The 14,654-nt window shown below is 68.3% G+C and carries 13 protein-coding genes; 10 read left to right on the top strand and 3 right to left on the bottom strand.

From position 1 onward, the window contains the following. Positions 1 to 13: 13 nt before the first annotated feature. The 5 genes from FOZ70_RS10080 to FOZ70_RS10060 all read left to right on the top strand — a co-directional run bounded on the left by FOZ70_RS10080 (position 14) and on the right by FOZ70_RS10060 (position 7,067). Positions 14 to 499 carry a hypothetical protein gene (locus FOZ70_RS10080; protein ID WP_219705757.1) on the top strand — a complete coding sequence of 162 codons (486 nt, stop codon included), beginning with the start codon at positions 14 to 16 and terminating at the stop codon, positions 497 to 499. 242 nt (positions 500 to 741) lie between these two features. Beyond that, on the top strand, positions 742 to 2,211 hold the full coding sequence (locus FOZ70_RS10075) for a PepSY domain-containing protein (protein WP_219705755.1): 1,470 nt from the start codon (positions 742 to 744) through the stop codon (positions 2,209 to 2,211). Further along, on the top strand, positions 2,189 to 2,614 hold the full coding sequence (locus FOZ70_RS10070) for a DUF2946 domain-containing protein (RefSeq protein ID WP_219705753.1): 426 nt from the start codon (positions 2,189 to 2,191) through the stop codon (positions 2,612 to 2,614). Before FOZ70_RS10075 ends, FOZ70_RS10070 begins: the two co-directional genes overlap by 23 nt. 173 nt (positions 2,615 to 2,787) lie before the next feature. Further along, positions 2,788 to 4,899 carry a TonB-dependent receptor gene (locus FOZ70_RS10065; protein ID WP_219705752.1) on the top strand — a complete coding sequence of 704 codons (2,112 nt, stop codon included), beginning with the start codon at positions 2,788 to 2,790 and terminating at the stop codon, positions 4,897 to 4,899. Positions 4,900 to 4,949: 50 nt separating this feature from the next. Beyond that, on the top strand, positions 4,950 to 7,067 hold the full coding sequence (locus FOZ70_RS10060) for a TonB-dependent receptor (protein WP_219705750.1): 2,118 nt from the start codon (positions 4,950 to 4,952) through the stop codon (positions 7,065 to 7,067). 42 nt (positions 7,068 to 7,109) lie between these two features. Here FOZ70_RS10060 and FOZ70_RS10055 read toward each other — a convergent pair whose 3' ends face one another. Next, positions 7,110 to 8,354 (bottom strand): NADH:flavin oxidoreductase/NADH oxidase family protein, encoded by a 1,245-nt coding sequence (locus FOZ70_RS10055; RefSeq protein ID WP_219705748.1) that lies wholly within the window; start codon positions 8,352 to 8,354, stop codon positions 7,110 to 7,112. Between the two features lie 77 nt (positions 8,355 to 8,431). On the opposite strand from FOZ70_RS10055, the gene FOZ70_RS10050 reads away from it, so the two are divergent. From FOZ70_RS10050 to FOZ70_RS10040, 3 genes are all read left to right on the top strand, one after another. Beyond that, on the top strand, positions 8,432 to 8,896 hold the full coding sequence (locus FOZ70_RS10050; RefSeq protein ID WP_193094911.1) for a MerR family transcriptional regulator: 465 nt from the start codon (positions 8,432 to 8,434) through the stop codon (positions 8,894 to 8,896). A gap of 103 nt (positions 8,897 to 8,999) precedes the next feature. After that, positions 9,000 to 9,698, top strand: coding sequence for a hypothetical protein (locus FOZ70_RS10045; RefSeq protein WP_219705746.1), 699 nt, complete (start codon positions 9,000 to 9,002; stop codon positions 9,696 to 9,698). A gap of 212 nt (positions 9,699 to 9,910) precedes the next feature. Beyond that, a complete protein-coding gene (locus FOZ70_RS10040; RefSeq protein ID WP_059488857.1) occupies positions 9,911 to 10,231 on the top strand; it encodes a DUF1330 domain-containing protein in 321 nt (106 codons plus the stop codon). Positions 10,232 to 10,256: 25 nt separating this feature from the next. Here the strand turns inward: FOZ70_RS10040 and FOZ70_RS10035 are convergent, their stop codons facing one another. Continuing rightward, positions 10,257 to 11,093 (bottom strand): NAD(P)-dependent oxidoreductase, encoded by an 837-nt coding sequence (locus FOZ70_RS10035; protein WP_021160051.1) that lies wholly within the window; start codon positions 11,091 to 11,093, stop codon positions 10,257 to 10,259. 82 nt (positions 11,094 to 11,175) lie between these two features. On the opposite strand from FOZ70_RS10035, the gene FOZ70_RS10030 reads away from it, so the two are divergent. Then, a complete protein-coding gene (locus tag FOZ70_RS10030; protein WP_021160050.1) occupies positions 11,176 to 12,279 on the top strand; it encodes a LacI family DNA-binding transcriptional regulator in 1,104 nt (367 codons plus the stop codon). A 93-nt stretch (positions 12,280 to 12,372) separates the two neighbouring features. On the opposite strand, the gene FOZ70_RS10025 is transcribed toward FOZ70_RS10030, so the two are convergent. Then, positions 12,373 to 13,665, bottom strand: a complete 1,293-nt coding sequence (locus FOZ70_RS10025) for an MFS transporter (protein WP_059589565.1) — start codon at positions 13,663 to 13,665, stop codon at positions 12,373 to 12,375. A gap of 438 nt (positions 13,666 to 14,103) precedes the next feature. Between FOZ70_RS10025 and FOZ70_RS10020 the strand changes: the two genes are divergently transcribed. Beyond that, positions 14,104 to 14,637: a methylated-DNA--[protein]-cysteine S-methyltransferase gene (locus tag FOZ70_RS10020; protein WP_219705744.1), complete on the top strand. Its 534-nt coding sequence runs from the start codon at positions 14,104 to 14,106 to the stop codon at positions 14,635 to 14,637. The last annotated feature ends 17 nt before the right edge of the window (positions 14,638 to 14,654 follow it).

Here is a 14,654-nt window from a genome sequence, read left to right as displayed (position 1 = left end):
ACAATCGCGCGCCATGAACGCACTTCGCCGCTTCCTGCTCCGGCCAGGCGTCGCGCGACAGCTTCTGTGGGGGTTCCTCCTCGTGACGCTGCTGTCCCGCGCGCTGATGTCGGGCGCCGTGATGCTCGATCCGGACGGTCCGGATGCGGGCTCGGTGGTGCTGTGTTCGGGCCGCGGCCCGCTGATCGTCGACGTGGCCGCGCTGGCTGCCCGTTTCGATGCCGGCGCGCCGATCACGCCGGCCAACGATGCGCACGCGCTTGCCGATGCGCTCAAGCATGACGCGCACGCCGACAACCCGGCTTCCGCCGGAGGCGGCGACAGCCTGTGCGCATTCGGCGCCGCGCTGTTCACGGCGCTCGCGTCGTTCGTGCTGCTGGTGCTGCTGTTTCCGGCCGCGATACCGCGGCGCTTCCGGATTCACGTCGCCCCTCTTCCGTTCGTGCGATCGATCTTCGACGATCGCCCTCCTTCCCGCGCGCCTCCCCTGTTCTGCTGACGGTTCCGCCTCGCGGCCTGCGCGCATCGATATGCACGGGCCTGCACGCCGTTCGTCTCATACGACCTGATTCAAGCGTTCATCCGCCTGCCCGCACCGCGCGGGCGACGCCGTCATGCGCACCGTCCGCGCATGGCGCCGCGCCGCCCGCTCCGTCGCTGCGCGCAGGCGGGCGCAACGCACGTTGACGTCCGCCGGCACGCGCCGGCGTGGCCGCTCAACGAACACGAGGAGCTGACACCATGTCGACCACCGTCGAGCGGGCCCTCTCGCCCGCCCATTCCGCCCACGCGGGTTACCGGACGCTCTGGCGCTGGCACTTCTATGCCGGCCTGTTCGTCATGCCTTTCCTGGTGATCCTCGCGATCACGGGCACGCTGTATTGCTTCCAGCCGCAGATCGAGCCGCTGCTGTATCCGCACCGGCTCGTCGTCGAGCCGCGTGCCACGCCGCGCCTCGATCCCGACGTGCTGCTCGCGAGTGCGCGCACCGCGATGCCGGCCGGCGCGACGCCGGTTTCCGTCCAGGTCTCGACCGCGCCGGACCACAGCGCCGAATACGTGTTCCGGCTGCGCGACGGCAGCCGCGAGAGCGTGTACGTGAACCCGTACGACGGTAGCGTGCTCGGTACGCTGAGCGTCGAGAACCGCTTCATGCAGATCGACCGGATGCTGCATCGCAAGCTGCTGCTCGGCAAGACGGGCGAACTGCTGATGGAGCTCGCCGCGTGCTGGACCTTCGTGATGATCGGCACCGGCATCGCACTGTGGTGGCCGCGCGGCACGGCGCGCGTCGGGCGCGCATTGCGGCCCGACCTGTCGCTGCGCGGCCGGCCGCTGTGGAAAAACCTCCACGCGACGGCCGGCATCTGGCTCGCGGCCGGCACGGTGGCATTCATCCTGACGGGGCTGCCGTGGTCGGGTTCGTGGGGCAAGAATTTCAAGGCGCTGGCCGCGACCGTGAACCTCGGCGCACCGGAAGGCGCATGGGGCGGCGCGTCGGTGCGCTCGACGCGCCCGGGTGCCGCCGCGGCGCCCGGGCATGCGCCCGCGCAGGCCGCCGCACCCTCGGGCCATCACCACGAATCCGGCGAGTCGATGCCGGGGATGGTGATGGACGACCTGCCGTTGCCGCAAACGCCGTGGGCGGTCGGCAACGTGCCCGTCCCGCATTCGCCGTCGGCGCCGACCCCGGCCCCGCTGCCGCTGGCCCGCGCGATCGCAATCGTCGCGGGCCTCGGCGTGACGAGCGGCTACACGCTCGCGCTGCCGTCCGGCGCGGACGGCGTGTTCACCGCGTCGTACTTCCCCGACGACCCGCAGGCCGAGCGGACGATCTACCTCGACCAGTACAACGGCGCCGTGTTGAAGGACATCCGCTACGACGACTACGGCGCGGTATCGCGCGCCGTGTCGTACGGCACGTCGCTGCACATGGGCCGCTACTTCGGGCTCGCGAACCAGATCGTCTGCGCGGTGTTGTCGCTCGGGCTGGCCGCGATGGCCGTCACCGGCACCGTGATGTGGTGGAAACGGCGCCCGGCCGGCAAGCTCGGCGCGCCGTCGCGCGAACGCGGCACGCCGCCGATGCGCGGCTGGATCGCGGGGCTCGTGCTGCTCGGCATCGTCTTTCCGCTGATGGGCGCGACGATCGTCGCGGTCTGGTTGATCGACCGTCTGCTGTTCGGCCGTGCGGCACGCGCGGCAGCCTGATTCGTCACGCGCCGGCGCACGCCGCGCGCCGACACGGCAAGCCCGGGCCACGGCGTGGCTCGGGCTGTTCGCGCTCGTGCTCGCGCTGGTCGCGCCGCTGATCTCGCAACTGCGCGCGAGCGCATCCGAATCCGTTGGCGGCCTGCCGGCCGCGCCGATCTGCTCGGCAACCGGCAATACGCTCGTGGCGCACGCGGAACCGCATGCGCCCGCCGATGCGCATTTCGAACGCTGCGGTTATTGCGGCCTGCTCGCCGGCCATCCGCCGTTGCAGTACGCGGCGTTCCTGTCCGCCGCCCCGGCCGTGCGGCATGCGACGCCCGCGCCGCCGATCCCCGCGGCCCGCCCCCCTTCGAAGCGCTACGCGCTCGCCGCCCGCGGGCCACCCTCCTCCCGCGCCTGACGCACCTCGCGACCGCGTCGCCGCACATCGCGCGGCGCCGTCCGCTTCGCCTGCCCGCCTTGCTGCTGCCCGATGCCGAGCCCGCGCGCGTGACCACGCGCGGCGGCCGGCGCCGCGCATGGCGCGCATCGTGTCCGTTTCATCATCGTCATTCCAACCCTACGTACAACGACATGTTTCCCTCGACCCGTATTGCCGTCGCGCTGTCCGGCGCGATCTCCGTGCTCTCCGCGTCAGCCGCATGCGCACAAGGCGCCGCGCCGACCGACGCGCCGACCGCATCGACGCTGCCCGCGATCAACGTCAACGCGACTCGCGCGGCAGACTCCCTGACGTCGAAATCGACCGTCGACCTGAAGCGCACGCTCGACCAGACGGTCGGCTCGGTGGGCTTCGTCGATGCCGACAGCTACCAGAACACCTACGCCTTCACACTGCGCGACGTGCTGAAGGACGTGCCCGGCGTGTTCGTCGAGAACCGCTACGGCCAGGAGTTGCGCCTGTCGATCCGCGGCTCGGGGATTGCCCGCTCGTATCACACGCGCGGCCTCGAGATCCTGCAGGACGGCATCCCGACCAACCTCGCCGACGGCAGCGGCGACTACTACCAGATCGATCCGCTCGCGCTGCAGGCGGTGCAGGTCTACAAGGGCGGCAACGGCCTCGCGTACGGCGCATCGACCCTCGGCGGCGCGATCGACTTCATCACACCGACCGCCCACACCGCCGACGCGCCGAACATCGTGCGCGTGGAAGGCGGCAGCTACGGCACGGTGCGCACGAGCGCGCAGATCTCGCGCGTGCTCGGCCCGCTCGACTTCCTCGCGAACTTCAGCGTCAATCATTCGGACGGTTATCGCGATCATTCGAAGGGGCAATACGAGCAGTTCAACGCGAACGTCGGCTACCGGTTCAGCCCGGCCGTCGAAACGCGCTTCTACGTCGGCGTGTACGTCGTCGACCAGCTGCTGCCGGGCACGCTGTCGCTGTCCGACGCGCTGAACGATCCGACCAGGGCAGCGCCGAACGCGATATCGGGCGATCAGGCGCGCAACACGCGCACCGAGCGGATCGCCAACCGCACGACGGTGAAGCTCGATTCGGGCGAACTGCAATTCGACACGTGGGCGATTCACAAGAGCCTCTATCACCCGATCTTCCAGGCGCTCGACCAGGACGGCTGGACCTACGGTTTCGCACCGCGCTACACCGGCCGCCTGACGCTCGGCGGGATGCGCAACGACCTGATCGTCGGCGCGCGCTTCTTCGGCGGCCGCACGCAGGCGAACCAGTACGTGAACGTCAACGGCAACAAGGGCGCGCAGACGCTCGACTCGACGCAGACGGCGTTCAACTATGAAGCGTACGTCGAGAACCGGCTGTTCTTCATGCCGACCGTCGCGCTGATGACCGGCGTGAAGGCGCTGCATTCGGTGCGCGAGTACATCGACAACGGCGGGCTGCCGCGCGACCCGAACTACAAGTCGACGAACGCGAGCTACAGCGGCGTCAATCCGAAGCTCGGGCTGCTGTGGCAGCCGGACGCGAACACCCAGGCCTACGTCGATATCACGCGCAGCCAGGACGTGCCCGACTTCACCGACCTCACGCAGACCTTCTCGAACACGACGCGCTTCACGCCGCTCGCGGCGCAGCACGCATGGACGATCGAGTTCGGCACGCGCGGCTCGCGCGAGCGCGTGAGCTGGGACGTGACCGCCTATCGCTCGCTCGTGCGCGACCAGTTGCTGCAGTACACGACGAACCCGGACGTGCCGGCGGCGACGTTCAATGCGAACAGGACGGTGCTGCAGGGGATCGAGGCCGGTGCGTCGGTCGAGCTGTTGCGCAACGTCACCGGCCGCGGCGTGGGCGACAAGATCACGCTGTCCGGCATCTGGAACCTGAACGACTTCCGCTTCAAGAACGACCCGCAGTACGGCAACAACCGGATCGCGGGCGTGCCGCTGAACGTGCTGCGCGCGACGCTGGGTTACGCGCGCCCGAGCGGCTTCCACATCGCGGCCACGCTCGACTGGGTGCCGTCGGGCGCATGGGCCGACGATGCGAACACGTTGCGCGTGCCGAGCTACGCGCTGCTCGGGCTGCAGGCCGGCTACGACTTTCGCAATGGACTGTCGCTGTTCGTCGACGCGCGCAACCTGACCAACAAGCGCTACGTCAGCGACATCAGCACCGTCGCGAATGCGCGCACCGCGAACACCGCGATCTTCTATCCGGGCGAAGGACGCAGCGTGTTCGCCGGCATGCGGTACGCGTTCTGACGCGCCGCCTGCGGTATCGCTCGTTACACAGATTCAAAGGAAACCGAAACATGAAGTTCAGTTCGATGCTGCCCGCCGCCTTGCTCGCGGCCTTCGCGCCGGCCGGGCAGGCCCAGGAAAGCGACGCCGCGAACACCGGCGCCACGCTTGCGCCGATTCGCGTCAACGCGCAGAAGGCAACGCCGCTCACGCAACCGCTGGATACCGGCAGCCGTCTCGGCCTGTCGTCGCTCGAAACGCCCGCGAGCGTCGAACAGATCGATCGCAAGACGCTCGACACGCGCGGCGACAGTTCGATCGTCGACGCCGTGAGCCGCGCCGCCGGCATCAGCGCATCACCGCATCCCGGCAACGGCGGCTCGGAGCTCGGCGCGCGCGGCTTCGTCGGCGCGTCGTCGGTCACGCAGCTCTATGACGGCGTGCGCCCGTACGGCGCGATCGGCATCACCTTTCCGTTCGATACGTGGTCGGTCGACCATATCGACGTGCTGCGCGGCCCGGCTTCGGTGATCTACGGCGAAGGGGCGATCGGCGGTGTCGTCAACATCGTCCCGAAGAAGCCGACGCGCGGCCCGATCCGCAACGAGCTGCAGGCGGGCGGCGGCACCGAGGGCACCGCGCGGGTCGCGTTCGGCAGCGGCGGCGCGATCAACGACAGGCTGTCGTACCGCTTCGACATCAGCGGCAACCGCTCGTCGAACTGGGTGGACCGCGGCAATTCCCGCAACCTGTCGATCTCCGGTGCGCTGCGCTACGACGTGACGTCCGACCTGTACGTGACGGCGTCGTACGCGCAGGGCTTCCAGCATCCGATGCAGTATTTCGGCGTGCCGCTCGTCAACGGCGCGCGCGATCGTGCGCTCGACAAGAAGAACTACAACGTCGGCGACAGCGACATCGCGTTCCGCGACAGCTGGGCGACGGTATCGGCGAACTGGCAGCCGAGCGACAGCCTGAACGTGACGACCACGCTGTACCGGATGAAAAGCAACCGTCACTGGAAGGATGCGGAGTACTACACGTATCTGCCGTCGACCACGCAGGTCCGGCGCAGCAGCTACACGGAAATCTTCCACGACCAGGAGCAGTACGGGAACGTGACGGCGGCGACCGTGACCACCGCGCTGCTCGGCATGCGCAACACGTTCTCGACGGGTGTCGAGTTCAATCACACGACGTTCCAGCACGACAACAACGCGCCCTATTCGGGCACGTCGACGGTCGACCCGTTCAGCTTCGATCCGGGCAGCTTCATCAACACGGCCGGCACCTATCCGAAGTACCGCAGCCAGGCGAACCAGTACGCGCTGTTCGCCGAGAACCGGCTGGCCATCACGCCGCGCTGGTCGGTGATCGGCGGGCTGCGCTACGACCACGCGAGCGTGAATCGCGACGATCTCGTGAACGGCGGCGCGTTCACGAAGGTGTTCGCGAACACGGGCTGGCGCATCGGCACCGTGTACGACGTGCAGCCGGGCCTCGCCGTGTACGGCCAGTATTCGGTCGCGGCCGACCCGATCAGCTCGCTGCTGTCGCTGAATGCGTCGAAGGCGAACTTCACGCTCGCGACCGGCCGGCAGATCGAAATCGGCGTGAAGCAGTCGTTCCTGGACGGCAAGGCGGAATGGACGCTCGCGGCATACCGGATCGTCAAGAGCAATCTGCTGACGGCCGATCCGCTGAACCCGAACCAGTCGATCCAGGTCGGCCGGCAGTCGTCGCGCGGGCTCGAGGCGACGGTCGGCGCGGAGATCGCGAAGGACTGGCGCGTCGACGCGAACGTGTCGATCCTGCGCGCGAAATACGATGACTTCCAGCAGACGTCCGGCGGCACGACGGTCTCGCGCGCGGGCAACGTGCCGGTGTCGGTGCCACAGCGGCTCGCGAACCTGTGGGTGAGCTGGCGCTTCGCGCCGGACTGGACGGGCATCGCGGGCGTCAAGTACGTCGGCAAGCGCTTCGCCGATACCGCGAACCAGCTCGTGATGCCGTCGTATACCACCGTCGACCTCGGCCTCGCATGGAAACCGCGCAAGGACACGACGATCACGGCGCGCGCGTACAACGTGTTCAATCGCCGCTTCGTGCAGTCCGCGTACTACAACGAGACGCAGTACCTGCTCGGCAACGACCGGCGGCTCGAAGTGCTCGCGAGCTACCGGTTCTGACGCGGCGCGCGTGCCGCCGGAACAGGCACGGCGGCGCGCACATCACGCACGCGTGGCCGCCGCGCGCCCCGCCATCCACTTGCGGTAGCGCCGCGTCTGGCACTGCGCGGCCAGTTGCTGCCCGACCAGCGCGCGGAGCGGCGACACCTGCGGATGCGTGCGCCGGCCTTCGCTGAGCCGCGTCAGCTGGAACTTGACGACGGCCATGTTCGCCAGCGAGCCCAGCACCTTGTTCTTCCATCGGATCGGCTGCAGCACCGGCGCGCTGTCCTTGCCGGCTCGCCAGTCGCGCGGCAGGTTCGGGTCGATCGACAGCGCGGTCGCGATGCCGACCATCGCCACGCCGCTGTCCACCACCTGCTCGGCCACCGCGCGGCGCCGGATGCCGCCCGTGACCATCAGCGGCATCTGCGCGACCGCCGTGATATCGCGCGCGAATTCGAGGAAATACGCTTCGCGGGCCAGCGTGCGCCCGTCGCGCGCCTCGCCCTGCATCGCCGGCACTTCATAGCTGCCGCCCGACAGTTCGACGAGATCGACGCCGAGCGGATTCAGCAGTTCGACCACGCGCTTCGCATCGTCCGCGCTGAAGCCGCCGCGCTGGAAATCGGCCGAGTTCAGCTTCACCGCGACGACGAATGCCGGCGACACCGCCGCGCGCACCGCCTTCACGATGTCGAGCAGCAGGCGCGCGCGATTCTCGATGCTGCCGCCCCACTGATCCTGCCGACGGTTCGTCAGCGGCGACAGGAACTGGCTCAGCAGATAGCCGTGCGCCGCGTGCACTTGCACGCCGGTGAAGCCGCTTTGCTCCGCGAGCTGCGCGGCGCGCACGAAGCGCTGCTGCACGTCCGCGATATCGGCTGCCGTCATTTCCTTCGGCACCGGAAACTGCTTCGACAGCGCGCCGAGCGCGAGCGGCACGGCCGACGGCGCGAGCGTCGTCTGGCCGAGCGCCGCCTGCATCTGGCGCCCCGGGTGATTGATCTGCATCCACACGTGCGCGCCGTTCGAGCGCGCGATCTGCGCCCAGCGGCGGAAACGGTCGAGATGCGCGTCGCTTTCGAGCACGACGCCGTTCGGTCCCGTCATCGCGCGACCGTCCACCATCACGTTGCCGGTCAGGATCAGCCCGACCTGACCGTCGGCCCACGCCTGGTACAGGCGCAGCAGTGCGTCGGATGGCGCGTGGTTCGCATCGGCCATGTTCTCTTCCATCGCGGCCTTGGCCAGACGGTTCGGAATCACCGCCCCGTTGGGCAGTGTCAGCGGCGTAAACAGGTTCATGGAGGGCACCCTCGATTGACGATGCCCAACGATAACTTTAAAGTCAACTTTAAGGTCAAGCCCTTTTGGAGCCCACCATGAAAATCGGCGAACTGGCGAAGGCGAGCGGCCTCGCGGCGTCGCGCATCCGCTTCTACGAAGCGAGCGGCCTGCTCGAGCCGGCCCGCCGCCAGGCGAACGGCTATCGGGAATACGGGCCGGAAGCGTTGACGCGGCTCGCGATCATCGACCGCGCGCAGGGCGCGGGCTTCTCGCTCGACGAGATCCGCGCGGTGCTGCCGCCGAATCTCGGTGCATGGCCGCACGACGAACTGCTGGTCGCGCTGCGCCACAAGGTCGACGAAATCGCGCTGCTCGAACGGCGTCTCGCGCAGAACCGGCAGCATCTGGAAACGCTGATCGACGAGATCGAAAACAAGCCGGCGGGCGAGGATTGCGCGGACGCCGCGCAGCGGATGCTCGATCGGCTGTGCGAGCAGGCCGACGCACCGCCGGCGCCCGCGCCCGTGCCGGCCCCGAGGCCGACGCGCAAGCGCGCATGACCGGTTACACTGCGCCCCCGACGAACGATCAACCCGCGCTGCGGCGAGACGAGTCGGCGCGTGTGCGCCGGCTTTCGCGGCGCGACCTCCAGACCCGATCCGCATGACGATCTCCCGCATCACAGGATGCCTCGTCGCCGCGCTGCTGACGTCCGGCATCGGCGGCACCTACGCCGCGACGTGCGGCGACACGCCTTCTTCAATCCGTTGCCCGGATACACCCGCCCTTCCGGACGATATCGTCGCGCAGCTTCCCGCCGGCTACGAAGCGCTGGATGCCGCGTCGGGACGCCTGACCGACAGCTCCCGCATCGGCTATGTGGTCGTCGCGCACCAGCCCGGCGATTCGATGCGCAACGCATCGCTGCGTCCGCTGATGATCTTCCTGCCGGGCAAGGACGGGCACTACCGGCTCGCGGCGCGCAACGACACCGTGATCATGAAAGCCGACGAAGGCGGGATGGGCGACCCGTATCTCGATGGCGTCGCCGAGAACGCGCTCACGATCGAACCCCGCACCTTCACGGTCGAACAGGGCGTATTCGCGGGGCCGAGCCACTGGCGCGACCGCGTGACGTTTCGCTACGACGCCGCGCACCGCACGTGGGTGTTTCATCGCGAAGTCATGCGGAACTGGCGGCTCAACGACGACCCGAACGGCGATGCGCTGAAAGCCGACCCGGTGCGCGTCACGCGCGCCGATGCGGCAAAAGCCGTCACGTTCGAAGCGTGGCGGCCGGGTTACTGGTGCGATTCGGCCGAGCGGCGCGGAACCGATCCGGCTTGCAGCAAGCCGCGTTGACGAATGCGTAGCTGTACGAATGACGCTGCGTGCGGGCGCGCTTGCGGGCAAGCGATATGCGTAGATGCTGCCGCACCACCCGGGCGGCGTGTCTGCCGGCACGTGCCATCGTTAGCGGCCGCGCGGATTTCCTTACGTCGCAGGTAATCGACGCGCGCCGCCCGCACCGTGATCATGGCTCCATCGACTCACCTCACGCCACGGAGCCCGCCATGACCGCCTACGCCATCGCCCACCTGCACGACGTCGAGATGTGCGACGACATCGTCGAGTACCTCGAACGCATCGACGGCACGCTCGCGCCGTATGACGGCCATTTCGTGATTCACGGCGCACGGCCGGAAGTACGCGAAGGCGTGTGGCGCGGCGACCTGATCGCGATCGCGTTCCCCGATCTCGCCACCGCGCGTGCATGGTACGAATCGGATGCGTATCGGCAGATCCAGCCGCTGCGCGCGCGTCACGCGAGCGGCCCGCTGATCCTGATCGACGGTGTCGACGCGCGGCACCGCGCGACCGACATCCTGCGCTGAACCGCCGCCGCGACGCCGGCGGCGCTTACGACGCGTTGCGCTCCATCGGCTCGCCGACGACGAACCCGCCGCCCTGGAACCGCTGCGCGGGATCGTCGTAGTCGGCGGTCGGCGCCGCCACCGGGAACAACCCGGCGAACTGCTCCGAACTGTCGCGCGGGCGGAAGCCGAGGAAGCCGGCCTTCGTGTTGTCCCACCACTTCACCGGGTTGTCCGACGCGCCGTACACGATCGCATGCCCGACGCGGTTCGTCAGCAGCGAGCAGCGCACGAGCTCGATGAAGTCGCGATAGCTGAGGAACGTCACCAGCATGCGCGGATTCTTCGGTACTTCGAACGACGAGCCGATCCGCAGGCATACCGTCTCGATCCCGAAGCGGTCGAAGTAATAGCGCGACAGCGATTCGCCGAAGCACTTCGTCACGCCATACAGGCTGTCGGGGCGCAGCGGCGAATCGGCATCGAGCACTTCCGTGACCGGATGGAAACCGATCGCATGATTCGAGCTCGCGAACACGACGCGCTTCACGCCATGCTTGCGCGCGGCTTCGTACAGGTTGTACGTGCCGGTGATGTTCGCACCGACGAGGTCGTCGAACGGTGCATCGACCGAAATGCCGCCGAGGTGGACGATCGCGTCCACGCCGTCGACGAGCTGCATCACGGCCGGGCGATCGGCCAGGTCGACGACGCGGGTTTCTTCATGCGCGGCCGCGTCGCCGAGCGTCGCGATGTCGCTGACGCGCACGACGTCGGCCCAGTCGGCGAGCGCGCCGCGCAACTGGCGGCCGAGGTTGCCGGCCGCGCCCGTCAGCAGCAGGCGCCCGAACGGTTTGCGCGCGCCGGTGGATGAGGCGTTCATCGAATCTCCTTGAATCTGACCTGAAATCTGACTGGATCGGAAAACGTTTTCCAACTATACGCGGGAGCGCGGCCGAACGTCAATGGCCGAACCCGCTCGCAGCCATCCGCACTTTCCCGATATCGGCGCGTGGCCGCACGGCCCCGTTTTCTGCCACAATCCGGCGTTATCGAACGAAAACGTTACCCTCCGCATGAAAAAAGTTTCCCCGACGATCCGCGACGTGGCGGCGGAAGCCGGCGTGTCGGTCGCGACGGTATCGAAGTACGTGAACGGCACGCAGCGCTTTTCGCCGACCGTCGAGGCCCGGCTCAAGGAGGCGATCGAGCGGCTCGGCTACCGTTCGAACCCGCTCGCGCGCTCGATGATCACCGGCCGCACGCGCACCATCGGCCTCGTGATCCTCGACATCAGCAACCCGCACTTCACGAACGTGGTGAAGGGGGCGAACCGCGTCGCGCTGCAGCACGACTACACGCTGCTGCTCGTCGATACCGAGGAGAACCAGGCACGCGAACGCTCGCTGATCGAGGCGCTCGCGCAGCGCGTCGACGGGCTGATCGTCAGCACGCGGATGCCCGACGACGAAGCCGGCTGGATGCTCGACCTCAACAAGCCGCTCGTGCTGCTGCGCCGCAGCCCCGGCCTGCCGATTCCGAGCGTCGGCATCGACAACCGGCTGTCGACCTACATGCTCGCGCGCCATCTGCTCAATCTCGGCCACACGCGCATCGCGTATCTCGGCTTCGGCACCGCGCGCGTGAACGACGAGCGGATCCAGGGCGCGCGCGACTGCCTCGCCGAAGCCGGGCTCACGCTCGACGTGCACGATGCGCATGCGCCGACCGCCGAGGCCGGCGAGCGCGCGTGTTCGCGCGTGATGCTCGGGCCGCAGCGTCCGCAAGCCGTGATCTGCTACAACGACCTGATCGCGCTCGGCTTCATGAAGGAAGCCGCGTCGCTCGGCTTCCGGCTGCCGCAAGACGTATCGGTCGCGGGCATCGACAACGTGCCGTACGGCGAATACGCGGCGCCCGCGCTGACGACCGTCGACATCCAGAGCGAGAACATGGGCGAGCTCGCGATGCAGAAGCTGATCGACGCGCTCGCGGGGCGCACCGATGCGAGTTATTCGACGTTCGAGCCGCGGCTGATCATGCGCGCGTCGACGGCCGCGGCCGGTTGAGTTCCCCGCCTCGAGCCACCAAACGAAACGCGCCGCCCAAGGGCGGCGCGTTCGTTTTCGGATATGCGATGCCGTGAATACGCGATCACGCCTTCACGCGTCGAGTTGCGCCGGCTTCATCTTCGGCGTGAGCATGTGCATCACGGCCAGCGCGAGCAGGTAGGCCGACGCGCCGATCGCGAACAGCACCCAGTAGTGGCCCGTGCGCTGCAGCACCTGGCCGATCACTTCCGAGAACAGCACGCCGCCGATCGAACCGGCCATCCCGCCGATCCCGACCACCGAGGCAACCGCGCGGCGCGGAAACAGGTCGGACGCCGTCGTGAACAGGTTCGCCGACCAGCCCTGGTGCGCGGCGGCGGCGAGGCCGACGATCAGCACCGCGACCCACAGGCTCTGCACCTGCGACACGAACGCGATCGGCAGCACGCAGCACGCGCAGATCAGCATCGCCGTCTTGCGCGCGCGGTTCACGCTCCAGCCCGCGCGCAGCAGCATCGACGACAGCCAGCCGCCGCCGATGCTGCCGACCGTCGTCAACGCATAGATGCAGACGAGCGGCAGGCCGATGTGCTGCATGTCCATCCCGCGCGATTCGTTGAGCCACTTCGGCAGCCAGAACAGGTAGAACCACCACACCGGGTCGGTCAGGAACTTGCCGATCAGGAACGCCCACGTTTCGCGCTTGCGGATCAGTTCGCCCCAGCGCGGCGCGCCGGCGTTCGCGTTCGCCGCGTCGAGCGCTTCCGCTTCATCGCGCGGCTCGTCGTATTCCGCGGCGAGCGCGCGCGTATCGGCCTGGCGATAGAGCACGAGCCACACCGCGAGCCACACGATGCCGATCGCGCCGATGATCACGAACGCCGCACGCCAGCCGTAGGCCACCGCGATGGCCGGGATGATCGCCGGCGCGAACACCGCGCCGATGTTCGCGCCCGAGTTGAAGATGCCGGTGGCGAGCGCACGTTCGCGGCGCGGAAACCATTCGGCCGTCGTCTTGATCGCGGCCGGGAAGTTGCCGCCCTCGCCGATCCCGAGCAGCGCACGCACGAACGCGAAACCCATGACCGAGCCGACCGCCGCGTGCAGCATCGCGGCGATGCTCCACACGAGCATCGCGACCGCGTACGAGACGCGCGTGCCGAGCCAGTCGACGATCCGCCCGAAGCCGAGCAGGCCGAGGGCATAGAACGCGGAAAACGCCATCACGATCCGGCCGTACTGCACCTGGGTCCAGCCGATGTCGTGCTGGAGCATCGGTGCGAGCAGGCCGAGGATCTGCCGGTCCATGTAGTTGATCACGGTCGCGAAAAACAGCAGCGCACAGACGGTCCAGCGGTAGCGGCTGGCGGCCGCGCGCACGGCGCCGACGACGGCAGATTGCATGAATGTCTCCGATGCGCGGCCGCGCCCGTCGCGCCGCACGGTATTCGTTGACCGGCGACCGGCGCCGGGGCGGACGGCGGCGCGCTGTCGCGCACGGCCGAATCCGCCGATCAATCTGGAAAACGTTTTTCAAAGGATAGGTCGTCAGCCGGCGCCCTGTCAGTCGGGGATTTCGATGAGTCATCTCAAATTGGTCGCGGCAAAAGAGACGACTGTTTTGCAATGTGGCATTAACCGTTTTTCCGGGATTTTCCCGCCACCAGGGCGAGCGCACGGTCACGGATGCACATGTCCGAATCCGGCCAGGATCGGGGCCGGGATGGTTTACAGTCGCCCCATGCGCGTCGATTCCCCTCGCCTGCCGCGACGCATGCGGCGCGCCGGGCGCCGTGGTGCGCGTATGCCGCTCGTGCGGCCCCTTCACGGAGAAATGTTGCGTTGACTCCTGCTCACCTGATTCCGAGCCCGCTGGGCGACATCGCGGTACGTATCGAGCACGATGCGCTGACGGGCCTCTACTTCGTCGGCCAGAAATACTTCCCGCCGGTTGCGATCGTGACCGAAGCGGACGCGCTCGCGACGCCACCGATCGCGCGCAAGGTCGCGGAAGAAATCGCCGAGTACTTCACCGGCACGCGCGAAACGTTCTCGGTGCCGATTCAACTGCGCGGCACCGCGTTTCAGCGACGTGTATGGAAGGAACTGCTCGCGATTCCGTTCGGCGAACTCGTGACGTACGGCGACATCACCGAGCGCGTCGGGTTGCCGATGAGCGGCGCGCGCGCCGTGGGCGGTGCAGTCGGCCGGAACCCCGTATCGATCATGGTGCCGTGCCATCGCGTGGTCGGCGCATCGGGCAGCCTGACCGGTTATGCGGGCGGCATCGACCGCAAGCGTGCGCTGCTGTCGCTCGAAGGCGCGGGGTTCGAGCGCGGCACCGGCCGTCCGGCGCAGCAGACGCTCGCGTTCTGAGCGAGGGCGGGCCGCCG

Origin of the sequence: Burkholderia sp. COPS, from assembly GCF_019425585.1 — a bacterium.
Classification (GTDB): Bacteria; Pseudomonadota; Gammaproteobacteria; order Burkholderiales; family Burkholderiaceae; genus Burkholderia; species Burkholderia cepacia.
This window is presented reverse-complemented; position numbering and strand designations above follow the sequence as displayed.